14 protein-coding genes are annotated in these 15,166 nt (G+C 68.4%); 6 read left to right on the top strand and 8 right to left on the bottom strand.

What is annotated here, in order from left to right:
• Window positions 1–3: 3 nt before the first annotated feature.
• The 3 genes from dnaJ (at window position 4) to CX1_RS06755 (ending at window position 3,169) form a co-directional block, all read left to right on the top strand.
• Entirely contained in the window at window positions 4–1,227 is a 1,224-nt protein-coding gene (gene dnaJ, locus CX1_RS06765; protein WP_060925447.1) for a molecular chaperone DnaJ, read from the top strand.
• An 84-nt stretch (window positions 1,228–1,311) separates the two neighbouring features.
• A complete protein-coding gene (locus CX1_RS06760) occupies window positions 1,312–1,653 on the top strand; it encodes a heat shock protein transcriptional repressor HspR (protein ID WP_244465395.1) in 342 nt (113 codons plus the stop codon).
• Between the two features lie 19 nt (window positions 1,654–1,672).
• On the top strand, window positions 1,673–3,169 hold the full coding sequence (locus CX1_RS06755) for a PucR family transcriptional regulator (RefSeq protein ID WP_060925446.1): 1,497 nt from the start codon (window positions 1,673–1,675) through the stop codon (window positions 3,167–3,169).
• 30 nt (window positions 3,170–3,199) lie between these two features.
• On the opposite strand, the gene CX1_RS06750 is transcribed toward CX1_RS06755, so the two are convergent.
• Genes CX1_RS06750 through gabT form a run of 4 tightly spaced genes read right to left on the bottom strand, consistent with a single transcriptional unit; the run spans window position 3,200 to window position 8,315 of the window.
• The gene (locus tag CX1_RS06750) at window positions 3,200–4,297 is read right to left on the bottom strand and encodes a CaiB/BaiF CoA transferase family protein (RefSeq protein WP_046649629.1); all 1,098 of its coding nucleotides are present in this window, start codon (window positions 4,295–4,297) and stop codon (window positions 3,200–3,202) included.
• Window positions 4,294–5,751, bottom strand: a complete 1,458-nt coding sequence (locus tag CX1_RS06745) for an aldehyde dehydrogenase family protein (protein ID WP_046649630.1) — start codon at window positions 5,749–5,751, stop codon at window positions 4,294–4,296. Before CX1_RS06745 ends, CX1_RS06750 begins: the two co-directional genes overlap by 4 nt.
• Window positions 5,748–6,911 (bottom strand): acyl-CoA dehydrogenase family protein, encoded by a 1,164-nt coding sequence (locus tag CX1_RS06740; protein ID WP_046649631.1) that lies wholly within the window; start codon window positions 6,909–6,911, stop codon window positions 5,748–5,750. Before CX1_RS06740 ends, CX1_RS06745 begins: the two co-directional genes overlap by 4 nt.
• 45 nt (window positions 6,912–6,956) lie before the next feature.
• Window positions 6,957–8,315, bottom strand: a complete 1,359-nt coding sequence (gene gabT / locus CX1_RS06735; RefSeq protein ID WP_046649632.1) for a 4-aminobutyrate--2-oxoglutarate transaminase — start codon at window positions 8,313–8,315, stop codon at window positions 6,957–6,959.
• Window positions 8,316–8,529: 214 nt separating this feature from the next.
• On the opposite strand from gabT, the gene CX1_RS06730 reads away from it, so the two are divergent.
• A complete protein-coding gene (locus CX1_RS06730; RefSeq protein WP_082719182.1) occupies window positions 8,530–10,113 on the top strand; it encodes an amino acid permease in 1,584 nt (527 codons plus the stop codon).
• A 75-nt stretch (window positions 10,114–10,188) separates the two neighbouring features.
• Window positions 10,189–10,362, top strand: coding sequence for a hypothetical protein (locus CX1_RS12385; protein WP_156425057.1), 174 nt, complete (start codon window positions 10,189–10,191; stop codon window positions 10,360–10,362).
• On the opposite strand, the gene CX1_RS06725 is transcribed toward CX1_RS12385, so the two are convergent.
• On the bottom strand, window positions 10,355–11,767 hold the full coding sequence (locus CX1_RS06725; protein WP_060925445.1) for an alpha/beta hydrolase: 1,413 nt from the start codon (window positions 11,765–11,767) through the stop codon (window positions 10,355–10,357). The genes CX1_RS12385 and CX1_RS06725 overlap by 8 nt on opposite strands.
• Complete coding sequence (locus CX1_RS06720) at window positions 11,764–12,054, bottom strand: hypothetical protein (RefSeq protein WP_146780708.1); 291 nt, start codon at window positions 12,052–12,054, stop codon at window positions 11,764–11,766. The genes CX1_RS06725 and CX1_RS06720 overlap by 4 nt, the downstream gene beginning before the upstream one ends.
• 121 nt (window positions 12,055–12,175) lie before the next feature.
• On the opposite strand from CX1_RS06720, the gene CX1_RS06715 reads away from it, so the two are divergent.
• A complete protein-coding gene (locus CX1_RS06715; protein ID WP_046649651.1) occupies window positions 12,176–13,015 on the top strand; it encodes a carbon-nitrogen hydrolase family protein in 840 nt (279 codons plus the stop codon).
• A gap of 93 nt (window positions 13,016–13,108) precedes the next feature.
• On the opposite strand, the gene CX1_RS06710 is transcribed toward CX1_RS06715, so the two are convergent.
• Complete coding sequence (locus CX1_RS06710) at window positions 13,109–14,002, bottom strand: fructose bisphosphate aldolase (protein ID WP_113570042.1); 894 nt, start codon at window positions 14,000–14,002, stop codon at window positions 13,109–13,111.
• A 37-nt stretch (window positions 14,003–14,039) separates the two neighbouring features.
• A complete protein-coding gene (locus CX1_RS06705; RefSeq protein ID WP_052753042.1) occupies window positions 14,040–14,948 on the bottom strand; it encodes an FAD-binding oxidoreductase in 909 nt (302 codons plus the stop codon).
• Window positions 14,949–15,166: the final 218 nt, after the last annotated feature.

Raw genomic sequence — 15,166 nt, 5'->3', positions numbered from 1 at the left:
CCGATGACCCAGCGTGAATGGGCGGACAAGGACTATTACGCGGACCTGGGCGTCTCCAAGTCCGCGGGCCAGGAGGAGATCAAGAAGGCCTACCGCAAGCTCGCCCGGGACAATCACCCGGACACTCACCCGGGTGACCCGAAGGCGGAGGAGCGTTTCAAGAAGGTCTCCGAGGCCTACTCCGTCATCGGCGACGCCGACAAGCGCCGCGAGTACGACGAGTTGCGTTCCGCGCTGGCCGGCGGCGGGTTCCGCTTCCCCGGCGCGGGCGGCGGCTTCGGCGGCGGTGGCTTTACGACGGGCGGGCCCGGCGCCGGAGGTGCCGGCGGCGCCGGTGGCGCGGGCGGCTTCGACTTCAACGTCTCCGACATCTTCGGCGAAGGCGGTGGCGGCGGTGGCTTCGGCGACTTCCTCAATGGCTTCGTCAACCGCGGCGGTGGCGCCGGCGGTGCCGGGCGGGCGTCCCGACCGCGCCGCGGCGCCGACGTGGAAACCGAGATCACCCTCGATTTCCGCGAGGCCGCCAAGGGAGTCACCATCCCGTTGCAGTTGACCAACCCGTCGCCGTGCACCACGTGCCACGGTTCGGGCGCGAAGCCGGGCACTCACCCGGTCACGTGCGGCACCTGCCACGGTTCCGGCTTCACCAACGAACAGCGCGGCGCCTTCGGTTTCTCCGCGCCCTGCCCCGATTGCGGTGGCCAGGGCACGAAGATCGAGGATCCCTGTCCCGACTGTTCCGGCACCGGCGTGACCACGCGGCGCCGCACCATCACGGTGCGGGTGCCTGCGGGCGTCGTCGACGGCCAGAAGGTCCGCTTGGCGGGCCAGGGCGAGGCGGGGCTGCGCGGCCGCCCGGCCGGCGACCTGTTCGTCACCGTGCACGTGCGACCCGACGAGATCTTCACCCGTTCGGGTGACGACCTCGAGGTCACCGTGCCCGTGAGCTTCGGCGAGCTGGCGCTCGGCGGCACCATCACGGTGCCGACGCTCGACGGCAAGGTCCGCGTCCGCGTCCCCGCCGGCACTGCCGACGGCCGTACGCTGCGTGTCCGCGGCCGTGGCGTGCCCAAGAGGTCCGGCACCCCGGGTGACCTTCTGGTCACCGTCCGGGTGCAGGTTCCCCCGAAGTTGGATGACGCCGCCGCGTCGGCGTTGCGTTCCTACGTCGAGGCCGAGCGCGCCGGCGGATTCAATCCGCGCGACGGCTGGGCCGGGGCGAAGTAGGTGATTCGCGTGGCCCATGAGGAATCGCGTACCGAGTCCCGCACCGAGGTGTACGTCATCTCCGTCGCCGCCGACTTGGCGGGCATGCACGCCCAGACCCTGCGCAATTACGACCGCCTGGGTTTGGTGACGCCGCAGCGCACCAGCGGCGGCGGCCGCCGTTACTCCCAGCGCGATGTCGCGCTGCTGCGGGAGATCCAGCGGCTGTCGCAGGAGGAGGGCGTCAACCTCGCCGGCATCAAGTCGATCATCGGGCTCAACGAGCGAGTCGAAGAGCTCGAGAACGAAAACGCGGCGCTGCGCGCTAAGCTCAGCGAGGCGGAATCCCGTCGCGGTCGCCCGCGAGGTGAAATCGTCCACGTCCCCCGGTCCACCGCCGTGGTCATGTGGGAGCCGCGCCGCAGGCGGTCGAAAAATCGGGATTGAGGGCCATTAGGCTGCTGCCATGACCCTCACCGTCGCTTCGCTGGTGGACCGCCCCGACTTGGGGCTCACATTGTTGGCCGCGCGGGACGTAGCGGAATTCACGCCCGTCGATTGGGCCCATGCGATCGACCGCGCCGACACCGGCCGATGGATCGCGCGCGGCACCCTGGTGCTGACGTCCGGGTTCCAGCTTCCCGACGAAGAAGTCGGCCAGGCCGCCTACGTTGACGCGCTGCGCCGGGCGGGGGCGTGCGCCGTGGCGGTGGACACCGGCGGGCGGTGGGATCGGGTGCCCGCCGCGATCGTCGTCCGTGGCGCGGAAATCGGTTTCCCGGTCCTCGCCGTCGACGCCGGCGCCCCGTTCACGACGGTGGTGCGGGCGGTGGCGGAAGAGGTCACTGCGATCCGGGAACGTCGCCTGACGGAACTGGTCGGCGTGCAGTCGGACCTGGTGCGGATGATGTTGCGCGGTGGGGTGCCGCCGGTGCTCGAGCGGCTCGATTCCGTCATCGGCGGCAGGACTCTGGTGCTCAACAATCGTGGCACCGTGTTGGAGAGCGCGGGCGGGCGCCCGGATGATCCGGAGCGCCCGTTTCCGCATGTCCCGGCCCCGCCGTATTCGCCATCGGTGGGCAAGTCGCCTCTGCTCGAGCGGGGCATGCGGATGATCCGGCCGTTGACCGGGATGTCCGCCAGCCCCGGCGTTCTCGTCGTCGACGCCCCGCACGGGTTTGACGAGATGAACCGGCTGCTGGTCGATCACGCCGCCACCATCGTGTCGCTGTCCATGTCGAGGTCGTTGGCGGTCCACGAGGCGGAGGAGCGGCTGCGCAGGGACGCCATGCGGCGCATACTCGGCGGCGACGTGCCGGGCAGGGAGCAGTTGGCGTTGTTCGGCCTGTCCCCGTCATCTCGGGTGTCGGCGCTGCTCATCCGCAACTCTTCGGCTACGTCGTCGCGGTTGGCCGATGAACTGTCCGGTTGCGGGTGCTCGTTCTTGTGCGAGCCACGGTTGATGGGGCACGCCGTCGTCCACGACGGTCCGGACGACATCGCGGAGCACCTGGCGGCGGCGTTGACGGTGCCCGGCCGGCCGATGGTCATCGGCATGGGCGAGAGGATGCCGCTGTCCGACGTGGCGACGTCCCTGCGGCAGGCGGAACTCGCGGCGGCGCGCGCCGACTCCGGGATCCGGCACATCGGGGACCTGCCGGCCCATGAGCTTTTGCTGGGAGTCCTCGACGATCGTGCTGCGGAGATCCTCGCTGGCGGGTTGCTGCGGAAGCTGTCCGACCATGACGCCGCCACCGGCGAGCACACCGTCGCCGCGGCCATCGCATTCCTGGAAGGCAATGGCCGGTACGAGGCGATGGCGCGGAAGTTGGGCGTGCACCGACAAACTGCCCGTTCCCGCGCGGAGCGCGTCGAGGATGTGCTGGGGGCGAGCCTCGAGGATCCCGACGTCCGGGCGGAACTGTGGTTGGCATTGCGTTCGCGCGGCGACGCCGTCCGCTGACGTTCGGGCCGGCGCCATCCCCGGCGGGATTCACCGAAGCATCGGCGGCGGCATCGCGTACGCGGCGGGAGTCTCGGAGAGGTTCAGCGGATTGCGCACCGATGGCACCCCGTCGATGTCGACGCGCGGGACGAGGCCGAGTGACTCGGCGAAGTCGAAGGCGCCGGCGATGTCGTTGACGGGGCCGGCGGGGACGCCGGCGTCGGAAAGCAACCGGAACCACTCGTCGGCGGTGCGCTGGCGCAACGCCGCGTCGATCAGCTCCTTCAGCTCGGCGCGGTTGTCGACGCGCGCATGGTTCGTGGCGAAACGCGGGTCGCCGATGAGGTCGTCGATGCCGAGCACCCTGCAGAATCGGTCGAACAGGGAATCGTTGCCCACGGCGACCGCCAAACGGCGGTCGGCGGTGGGATAGACCTCATAGGGGCTTATCGACGGGTGCCGGTTGCCCATCGGCCCCGCCACCCGTCCGGCGCCGAGGTACGCCGATGCTTGATTGACCATTGACGACAGTCCGCAGGACAGAAGATCGGTGGATACGCGCTGGCCGAGTCCAGTCGACTCCCGATGGCGGAGCGCGGCGAGCACCCCGAAGCCGAGGTGCAGTCCGGTGAGCACGTCGATCACGGCCACGCCGACCTTGACCTCGCGTCCGGGGCCTTCGCCCGTGACCGACATGAGCCCCCCGACGGCCTGGACGACGAGGTCGTATCCGCCCAAGCGGGCGGCCGCCTCGGATTCGCCGAATCCGGACAGGGACGCGTAGACGACGCCGGGGTTGTCCGTGCGGATGCGGTCGTAGCCGAGACCGAGGCGGTCCATCGTTCCCGGCCGGAAATTCTCGATGATGACGTCCGCGCGCAGCGCCAGTTCGCGTGCTCGGTCGAGGTCCGAGGGATCGCGGAGGTCCAGTTGGAGTGAGCGCTTGTTTCGATTGACCGACGCGAAATAGGTCGATTGCCCATCGGGGCCGTAGGGCGGGCCCCACGCCCGGGTGTCGTCGCCGACGTCCTGCCTCTCGATTTTGATGACCTCGGCCCCGAGATCCGCCATGAGCATCGTGGCGTAGGGGCCGGCGAGCACCCGCGAAAAGTCGGCGACGATGATTCCGTCCAGCGCCCCGGTCATCGTGGGCCCCTGCCGAGATAGATCGTCGTCGTGCGGGTGAAGAAGTCCCTCGCCGCGCGCCCCTGCTCCTTCGGCCCGAGACCTGAGGCGCCGGCGCCGCCGAAGGGGACATGGGGGTCGGCGCCCGCGGACTCCGAGTTGACGTGGAGGATGCCGACCTCGAGATCATCGATTGCGTCGAACGTGGCGGCGAGTGAATCCGTGAACACTGCCGCGGTCAACCCGTATTCACCGAGGTCAGAAGTGCGAAAGGCCTCGGCCGCATCTTCGACGACCAGTACCGCGAGGACGGGGGCGAAGAGCTCGTCGCGCCACAAGGCGTCTTCGGGAGAATCGACCCGCACGATGGTCGGTTCCATGAAGTGACCGCCAGCGCAGCCGGGCACCTCGGGAATATTGCCCCCGCAGAGGATCTCGGCGCCGCGGTCGACTCCGGCGCGTACCGCGGCCAGAGCGTCGTCGCGGGGGACGGAGTCGATCATCGGGCCCATGGACGTGCCGTCGGCGAGCGGATCCCCGGTGACGCGCGCGGTGGCGCCCGCGACCAGTTCGGCGAGAAACTCCTCGGCGACCGAGCGGACCACCGCGACTCTCGATGTCGCGGTGCACTTCTGTCCCGTCGAGTTGAAGGCGCCGGCGATGACCTGGCTCGCCGCGTGGGGGATGTCGGCGTCCGCGAGGACGACCGCCGGATTCTTGCCGCCCATCTCGGCCTGGACGGGAATGCCCGCCGCGGCGCACGTTGCGGCGATGGTGCGGCCGACCTTCGTCGATCCCGTGAAGGTCACCGCCCGGATGCGGGGATCGACGAGCATCGTCGACGCGTCGGCGGAGGACGAGGCGACCAGATTCAGGACGCCGGGCGGCAAACCCGCGTCGTGCAGTGCTCCGGCCAGCCGCATCGCCAGCAGGGGAACGGTCTGTGCGGGTTTCCACACCACGGTGTTGCCGTGGATGAGAGCGGGTGCGGCTTTCCACGCCGGAATTGCGATGGGAAAGTTGAAGGGGGTGATCAGCGAGACGACTCCGACGGGTTTGCGCACGACCTCTATTCGTTCGCCTCGGCGCGGAGAGTGGAAGATTTCTCCCGCGTCGCGGTCAGACTCGCCGGCCTGGAAGTCGAGTACCGCCGCGGCCCGGTTCACTTCGCCGATGCCCTCGGCGAGGGTCTTTCCTTCCTCCTGTGCCAGTTCGGCGCCCCACTCGGCGGCATTGCCGCGGAGGATGTCGGCGGCGCGTCGCAAAACGGTGGCACGTTCCGCCATCGGCGTCTCCGCCCACCCCGCGCGAGCGGCGTCGGCGGCGGCGATGGCCTCGGCGACTTGGCTTGACGACGCCAACCTGCCGGCCGCGACCGCAATCTCCGGCCTGGCCGGGGACGTCGATGCGAACTCGGCGCCGTCGCCGGGGACCCATCGTCCGTCGATGAGATGCTCGATCGTCGCGTGGCTCATCGGAATGCCTGCTCTCCGGTCAGGGCCTGGCCGATGATCAACTGGTGCATTTCGGCCGTGCCTTCGTAGGTCAACACGGATTCGAGGTTGTTCGCGTGCCTGATCGGCGAGTACTCGGTGGTGATTCCGGATGCGCCGAGGAGAGTGCGGCACTGCCGGGCGATGGCGATGGCCTCGCGGGTGGAATTGAGCTTGCCCAGCGAGATCGACTCGTTGGGCAGGGCTCCGGCGTCCTTCAATCGGCCCAGCTGAAGTGCCAGCAGCAGGCCCTTGTCCAGCTCGAGGACCATGTCCGCGAGTTTGGCCTGCGTGAGCTGGTACGACGACAGGGGCTTGTCGAAGACGCGGCGCTCCCGGACGTACTCGAGGGTCTGTTCGATCGAATCGCGGGCGGAGCCGAGCGCGCCGAACATGATGCCGAAGCGCGCTTCGTTGAGGCATGACAGGGGACCGCGCAACGTGCCGACGCCCGGCAACCGGGATGAATCGGGTACCCGGACCTCGTCGAGGACGAGCTCCGAGGTGATCGACGCGCGCAGCGACACCTTTCGATGAATGTCCGAGGTCGTGAACCCGGCGGTTCCCTTTTCCACGAGGAAACCCGCGAACCCGCTGTCCGTGCGCGCCCACACGACGGCGACGTCGGCGAGCGAGCCGTTGGTTATCCACGTTTTCGTGCCGTTGAGGACCCAGTCGTCCCCGTCGCGCCGGGCATGGGTGCGCATCCCCGCAGGGTTGGAACCAAAGTCGGGTTCGGTCAATCCGAAGCAGCCGATTGCCCTGCCGGCGGCCATTTCGGGCAGCCAACGGTTCTTCTGCTCTTCGTCGCCCCATTTGTGAATCGCGTACATGGCCAGCGATCCCTGCACCGACACGAACGAGCGGATGCCCGAATCGACCGCCTCGAGCTCCATGCACGCCAGGCCGTAGGCCACCGCGGAGGTTCCCGCGCAACCGTAGCCTTCGAGGTGCATGCCCAGTACTCCGATTTCGCCGAACTTGGGACCCAGTTCCCGAGGAATGTCGTGGGCCTCGAACCAGTCGCCGATGTGGGGCCGGAGTTCGCGATCGCAGAATTCCCGGACGGTATCGCGGATCATCCGCTCTTCTTCGGAGAGCAAAGAGTCGAAGCCAATGAGCTGAGCGGGAGTGTGGGCCATGTCGTGGTCCTTTCGGGGGCGTGAGATTGGGGTTGGGGGAGGGGATCAGCGGGCGAGCTCTTCGACGAGTATCGCCAGGGCCTCGTCGAGGAGGCCGTCCCTGATGGACAACGGCGGGAGGAGGCGGATGACGTTGCCGAAGGTGCCGGCGGTGAGGACGATGACGCCGCGTTCCTCGCACCGGCGGGCGACGTCGGCAACGCGCGCCGGGTCGGGAGTGATCCCGTCGGCGCGAACGAGCTCGGCTGCGTACATTGCGCCGCGGCCCCGAACGTCCCCGATGACGGGGTTCGTCGACTTGGCTTTCGTCAGCGCCGCTTCGATGCGGTCGCCGATGTCGCGTGCCCGCTCCGTGAGGCCTTCCTTTTCCACGACGTCGAGAACGGCGATGGCTGCGGCGCAGGCGACGGGGTTGCCCGCGTAGGTGCCGCCGATGCCGCCCCGATGCGCGGCGTCCATGACGTCCGCGCGGCCGACTACGGCGGCGATGGGCATGCCGCCGCCGAGCCCCTTGGCCAGCGTCATCAGGTCGGGGACGACGCGTTCGTGATCGCACGCGAAGAGATCGCCGGTGCGGGCGATGCCGGTCTGGATCTCGTCGGCGACGAAGAGGATTCCCCGGTCGCGGCAGAAGTCGGCGAGGCGGGGCAGGAAGCCCTCGGGCGGCACGATGAATCCGCCCTCGCCCTGGATGGGCTCCATGACGATGCAGGCGATGTTGCCGGCACCGACTTGGGCGTCAACGAGGAGTTCGAGTTGAGCCAACGCGTCGTCGGCGGCGGAGTCGGGCCCGCCGGGCCAGCGGTAGGAATAGGGGCTGGGGGCGCGGTGGACGTCGGATGCAAATGGGCCGAACGACTGCTTGTATGGATTGTTCTTTGCGGTCATTGCCATGGTCAGGTTCGTGCGCCCGTGGAACGAGTGGTCGAAGACGACCACCCCGGGGCGGCCCGTGAACGCGCGAGCGTATTTGACGGCGTTTTCCACGGCTTCCGCCCCAGTGGAGAACAGCGCCGCGCGCTTGGAGTGGTCTCCGGGGGCGATGTCGGCCAGGCGCTGGGCGAGGTGGAGGTATCCCTCGTATGGCTGGTTGAGGAAACACGTGTGCGTCAGTTCGCCCATCTGCACACGGGCGGCCTCGACGACATCGGGGTGCGCATTGCCGACGGTGGTGGTCGCAATACCCGACCCGAGGTCGATGAGGCGGTTGCCGTCGACGTCGACGACGATTCCGCCGGCAGCGCGCTTGGCCCAGGTGCGCTGGCCGGAGCTCAGGCCGGCGGGCAGAGCCGAGGTGGCCTGGGCCGTCAGATCGCGGGAGCGGGGGCCGGGGATTTCCGTGGCTAGATGCCGCGATTGCTCGATGCCGTTGACCGTCGGCGTGGCGGTGAGCGAAGTGGTCATGGCTGATCTCCTCAGTGTCGGGATGTGCTGCCCATCACTTTCGGGCGCCGGAGACCGCTCCCGCCATCATCTGTTTGGTGAATAAAATGTTTCCGATTCGACATTTTGTCGATATGTCTGGCCGATCGGCCCCCTTAATGTGTCCCACATCACGTTCGCGGTGCGTTCGCCGCGTCGGGTGCGTGCCCGAGAAACCAATTTGAGGAGGATCGCCATGACCGACCCCACGGGGGCCCCGAGTTGTAGCGGCGGGGTCGAATTACGCTCTGACCTTTCCAAACGTCACCTGACCATGATTTCGATGGGCGGCACCATCGGTGCCGGGTTCTTCGTCGGCCTCTCCGGCCTCATCGCCGTCGCCGGGCCATCGGCCATCGTGACGACGACTATCGCCGGCGGCATCGTCTACTTGATCATGAGGATGTTGGGCGAGATGGCCGTCGCAAAGCCGTCGACGGGGTCGTTCGTCGACTACGCCCGCATGGCGATGGGGCGCTGGGCCGGGTTTTCGACGGGTTGGTTGTACTGGTATTTCTGGGTCATCGTGGTGGGAATCGAGGCCGTCGTGGGCGGCGAGCTCATCGCTCGTTGGGTGCCCGCCATCCCGCAATGGCTTACCGCGGTCGTCATTCTCGTGGTGATGGTGTCGGTCAACCTGCTGTCGGTGAAGAGTTTTGGCGAAGCCGAGTTCTGGTTCGCCGGCATCAAGGTGGTCGTCATCGTCGCATTCCTCATCGGGGGGCTGGCGTTTGCGCTTGGCGCGTGGACGGGGCTCGGCGATGCACCTCCGCAGTTGCGGAACCTGTGGAGCCACGGCGGCTTCGCTCCCAACGGAGTCAGCGCGATCTTCGTCGGCGTGGTCACGGTGATTTTTTCCATGACCGGCGCGGAACTGGTCACCATCGCCGCCGCCGAATCGTCGCACCCCGCCGACGCGATTCGTCGCACGACGCAAACGGTGGTCGTGCGCATCCTCGCGTTCTTCGTCTTGTCGACGTCGTTGTTGGTCGTGATCCTTCCGTGGGATTCGTATGCGGCCGGCGTTAGCCCGTTCATCACGGCACTCGACGCCATGGGCGTGCCGGGCGCTGCGGACATTCTCAACTTCATCGTCCTGGTGGCAGTGCTGTCGTGCCTCAATGCCGGTTTGTACACGGCCTCCCGAATGATCTTCACGCAGGGCCGCAACGGCGATGCCCCGGCGTGGATGACGCGCGTCAATGGGCGTGGCGTCCCCACGGGGGGCATTCTCTTCTCCGCGATGGTCGGATTCATCTGCGTGGCGGCGGGCTATTTTTGGCCGGACACGATCTTTCTGTACCTGGTCAACTCGTCGGGCGCGGTGGTGCTGTTCGTTTACGTCTTCATCGGCGTTTCGCAGATCATGTTGCGCCCCCGGCTGAGGCGGGAGCTCGAGCCCCATGGTGGCTTGACGTTCCGGATGTTCGGTTGGCCGGTCGTCCCGGCGATCGTCACGGGATTGATCGTGGTGATCATCGCCGTGATGGGCATCCGGACGGCGACGCGTGCCGAGTTCGTGCAATCGATGGTGTCGCTGGCCATCGTCGTCTCCGTCGGATTGTTTCTGCAGAAGACGGGAATCAAGGGCCGGTACGAAGGCCTTCCGGCGCCATTGCCGGAGGGGGTCAGCCCCGATGACTATTCGCCGGGGCGCATCTACGAGAATCCCTCTTTCCTGAACCGGGCCCCGGAGGGAACCTTGAGTTCGATGTCGGCGGGCGGTGCAACCTCGGATCGTGTTTCCGACCGCCCGCGCGCGGGTTCCTCCGTGGAGTAGGAGCCGCGTCCGCTCCTTTTCGCCCCCGGCCGGCCCGATGCATTCTCGCATCGGGCCGGCCATTGCATTTTCCGTATGCCTGATATCCAGGTCCGGGAGGCCCGCCCCGACGAGTCCGCCGTCGGCCACGTGGCGATCGTCGCGCTGGTGTTCGTGGCGCTGCCGCTGGGGTTGTCGATCCTGTTCAATTTCCTGTTCTCCCGCATTGGCGGGGTTCGCGGCGAGCATTACGAGCTCGACTTCAAATAGGCCCCGAAGCCCGAACCGGGCCCCGGTGCGGCTCGGCGGTCCATCCGGGCCGGACGTCCGAGCCCGGACCTGAACCGGGGAGGGAATTGGCGAAGGCCTCGACTCCGCGGCGGAAGCGATGGTCGGGGAAGTAGTCCTCGGAATGCGGTCCGGGCGTAAAATTCCTCGGCCATGGCCGTCCGTTGGTGATCTGCTTCGAACCCATTGCCCCGGCCCCGAACGCGGGATCCGCGGGGTCGGCGCCGTGGATTCCGCTCGCCGCCGCCCCGCGAATGATGTCGTGCCCGGTGGTCACGGCGGTCACCCGGTCGCGGGTTTGCCAGGCCGGGTACTTGGTGCCGTCGCTGCGCCGCAGGGTCATGTCGTCGGCGGATTGGATTCCCCGTCCTGCTCCTGGCGATGCCGCCAGCACCACGCCGTCGGCGTGGAGGCCCCGGCCCCTAGTCGCCTGGGCCGCCACGGTCGCCCCGTAGCTGTGCCCGATCACGACGAGGGAGGCGCGGGAGTTTTCGGCCAGGTGTGCCTGCACCCGCTGCAGGTCCGGCGCGGCCGCCTCGTAGAACCGCGCCGACGCCGCCGACGTCACCCCGGGCGGCGCGTTGTACGTCATCACGGCGACGGCCGTCCGGTCCCCATAGTCGCCCCTGGCCTTGTCGGTCTGCGCCAGGAGATCCTCCGGCGATGATCCCGTGCCGGGCACGATGGTCACGATCCGGTCGGCGCCCGCGGGATCCCCGGCGATGATCGTCGTGGTGGTCGCCGTCCTGTCCAGGACCGTCACCTCGGCATCATCGCCGAGCCCGAAGGCGTCGTAGATGCCTTGCGCGGCGTCCGCCCGCGCGCCGGGGAGCCCGCTGGCCGCTTCCCCGGCGCCGAACCTGACGCCCGGAACGTACATGTGCCGCCGCGGCGGATGCAGCGCCGGCAGCGCGGCGGCGAGCTCATCGTCGAGGCTCCTGACCCGTCGCAGGGCACTCCTCACTGCCTCGGAGAGCCTGCGGTCGCTGTCCGGGTTCGCGGCGTCTATGTCGATGGCGCCGAATCGCAGCGGTCGCATCACCTCACCCGTGTCGTCGTCGACGGTGAGTCCGGCGGCCCGCGCTTCGCCGACAGCCACGCGGAGGTCATCGCGTGCGCTGGTCAACGAGATTGCCGCCTCTCCGAGCTCCTCGGCGAACCGGCTCACCAGGGCACCGTCGCGGCGCACCCTGCCGCCGGCGTCATGGACGGCGGTCTCCGCGCTGCCCCGGATGTCCCCGGAAAGCTCATCCGCGCCCACGCCATCGATGCGGCCGTCGATGTCGCCCGCCGCCGACTCCATCAATCGCGCCAGCGACGCCCACCGTCGCGCGGCGGTGCCCAGGTTTTCGGTCCGCCAGGCGAGGATCGCGCTGATCGGCGTCACGGTTCCGTCCCGAAGGCCGCGCCATGGGCGGCATCGCCGTCGTCGATCGCCCGGGCCGCGCGGGCCGCGGCGACGCCAAGGTCATCGAGCAACTGACCCTCGGCCCGCAACTCCTCCCGCCATCGCAGGGCCCCGTGGAGCAGTTCTCCGAGCATCCGCGACCCGGGCATCTCGACGTCGTCGTAAAGCAGATGGGCCATGCCCGAAAGACGGTGCCCGTCGCCCCTCAATCCGGTCCCCATGCGCTCCAGAGCGGCCGGGCTCACCGTCATCCCCGTGTTGGTCATGCCCGCAGGTTCCCGGACCATCCGGCTCCGCGCACCCGGATCGGCCGCCCGCGACACCCGGATTGTGGATGAATCCCCGCAGCGCCCCCGCCTGTGGATGAACCCCGGTAACGTCGATCACATGCGCATCGCACTCGCCCAGCTGGAACTGTCCGCTGAGCCGCAGGAGAACCTCGGCCAGGTCAAGGACGTCATCGTCCGCGCCGTCGACGCCGGGGCCGACCTGGTGGTTTTCCCCGAGGCCACGATGAAGGCCTTCAACACCGGCCGCCTGGACACCGTCGCCGAGCCGCTCGACGGGCCCTTCGCCACCGCCGTCCGGTCCGCGGCGGCCGAGGCAGGCGTCACGGTCGTCCTCGGCATGTTCCGCCCCGCCGACGTCGTCGAGCGCGACGGCAAGGAACTCCGGCGCGTGCACAACACGCTGCTGGCGACGGGGCCCGACGTCGACGCCCATTACGACAAGATCAGGCTTTTCGACGCCTTCGGTTTCCGCGAATCCGACACCGTCGCCCCGGGCTCCGATCTGGTCGTCATCGACGTGCCGGTGGGGTCCGCCGAGGTCCGCCGCACGGTCCGCGTCGGCTTGGCGACGTGCTTCGACATCCGCTTCCCGGAGCAGTTTGTTGAGCTGGCGCAGCGCGGCGCCGAGGTCATCGCCCTGCCGGCGGCGTGGAACGACGGCCCGGGCAAGGTCCGCCAGTGGGAGGCGCTCGTCGCCGCCCGCGCCCTGGACTCGACGTGCTTCATCGCCGCCGTCGACGCCGCCCGTCCCGGCGGCTCCGCGAAGGCCGGCAAGCCGGAGGGCCCGGTCGGCGTGGGCCACTCGATCCTGTCCAGCCCCGACGGCGAGGTCATCGCGAAGGCCGGCTTCGCCCCGCAGCTGCTCATCGCGGACATCGACCTCGACGAGGTGCCGCGCCTGCGCAAGACCATCCCGGTCCTGGAGATCCGGAAGTAAGCCGGGGAGTTCCCGGCTAAACGGAGAAACGACGAACGCCCCGCCCCGGGAGAACCGGGGCGGGGCGTCACTCGTCTGACGCGGCGGTGCTTCTTACAGCGACGCCTCGTAGATGCCCTTCACGGAATCGGCCATGGTGGCGTCGAACTCCTCGTCGGACTGCTGGGCCGACAGGCCCTCGGACAGCGCGCGGGAGAAGGAAGCGATCATGCCGGGCTGGCGGGAGAGACGCTCGTTGGCGTCCTCGCGCGGGTAGCCGCCGGAAAGGGCCACGACGCGCATGCACTTGGGGTGCTCGACCAGCGGGGTGTAGAAGCCATCCTCGGAGGGGATGGTGACCTTGATCATGACCTGCTCGCCCTCGGGGAGGGCGTCGAGGTGCTTGATCAGCTCGTCGCGCAGAATGGCCTCGGCCTCGGCCTTGTCGGCGGCGTTGATGTCCACCTCGGGCTCGACGATCGGGACCAGGCCGTGCGACAGGACCTGCTTGGCGAACTCGAACTGCTGCTCGACGTTCTCCTTGATGCCGGCCTCGTTCGCCTCGGCGACGAAGGAACGCATCTTGGTGCCGAAGATGCCCTTGGCGACGCCACGCTCCAGCAGCTCGTCCAGGCCCGGGCACGGCTTCATCAGCTGCACGCCGTTGGCCTTGTCGGCCAGGCCCTTGTCGGTCTTCAGGAACGGGACGATGCCCTTCTTCTCCCACAGGTACTGCGCGGTGGGGATGCCGTCGATCTCGCGGTCCATGGTCTGCTCGAACAGGATCGCGCCGATGATGTGATCGGAGTTGAACGACGGGGACTTGATGATGCGCGTGCGCATCTCGTGGACCAGATCGAACATCTCGTCCTCGTTGGTCCACTGATCCTCGGTGACGCCGTACAGGCCGAGCGCCTTCGGGGTGGATCCACCGGACTGGTCGAGAGCGGCGATGAAGCCCTTGCCCTCGGTCATCTGCTTGGCCTGATCCGGGTTAATGGCGTTCATGCGTGTCCTTTCGTCGGGAAGGGTGTTCGTCACAAGCCTAGTCAAGGTCCGCCCGGCCCGCTCCCCGTGAAGCGGTGGTTTTGGCCACGGGGTCATGGTGAATGAACCGGGGGTCCGCCCCCGCCGCGACCAGCCGTTCGCGCGTTGCCTCGATCATCTCGCCGCGACCGGCGATGAGCACGGTTTTCCCGGACAGTCCTCCATCACGGTGCAATCGCACCGCAACATCGGCGGCCACCCCCAACCTGGGCATCGGGGCGGCCGGATGTGAACTGTATGGCCCCGGACGGGTCAGCGGTGCGTCGTCACGCTTTTCGACGGCCGTGGTCACCGTCAGGTTCGGCAGGTTCCGGCTCATCTCGATCACGGTCCGCAGATCGTAGAGTTCGCCCGGCGTGCGAGCGCCGTACACGAGGTGGATCTTCGGCGGCGCGGGCAGGTCCGCGGCTTCGAGGAGGATCGCGCGCAACGGGGCCAGGCCGGTGCCGCCGGCGATCATCAGGATGTCCCTCGGGTCCGGTTCGGGCAGGCGGTGGCGTCCGGGCGCCGGGTCGTCGTCAAGCTCCGTGCCGTACTCCCGCAGGACGTCGCCGAGACTGCCGCGCGGGGTCCCGAAGGTCCATACGTCGCCCGGGCGTGACGCGGCGACCAGCGGGCGCGACTCCGCGCCGCCGTCGACGATGCGGATGTGGAACTCCAGCAGGCCCTCCGGATTCGGCGGCAGGGCGGGGGAGTAGTCGCGCCAGATGCCCGGCGCCAGCGGCGAGCGGATGGGGATGTGCTGGCCGACGGTGAACGGGATCGGCTCGGGGCAGTGGACGCGGATGACGGCGATGTCGCGCGTGCGGCGCTGGACCTCCAGGACGCGGCCGGTGAACGTGGCGGGGCCGTCGGTGCGGGCATGGCGCTCGGGGGTGCCATGCCTGGGCCGGCGAGTGTGTTCCATGGTGTGCCAGATTTTCACGGCAACCTTGGGTGAGGATGAGAAAGGTCCGGGAAGACGTGGTTCATTGCCTGGTTCGACATCCTCAGTGTGACGCGAATCACGATAATTGGCAAGGTTGAGTGGAACAGGCTCAACCCTGTGGCCGTTGCATGGTGTGAATGGCTACGATTGCGGCCGATTCCGAAGTGGAGTTGAGCGCGATCGACTCACATATTGCA

This window comes from Corynebacterium xerosis NBRC 16721 = ATCC 373, assembly GCF_001552415.1.
GTDB classification, from domain to species: domain Bacteria; phylum Actinomycetota; class Actinomycetes; order Mycobacteriales; family Mycobacteriaceae; genus Corynebacterium; species Corynebacterium xerosis.
The sequence above is the reverse complement of the archived record's forward strand: the minus strand, read 5'-3'. Positions and strand labels throughout refer to the sequence as shown.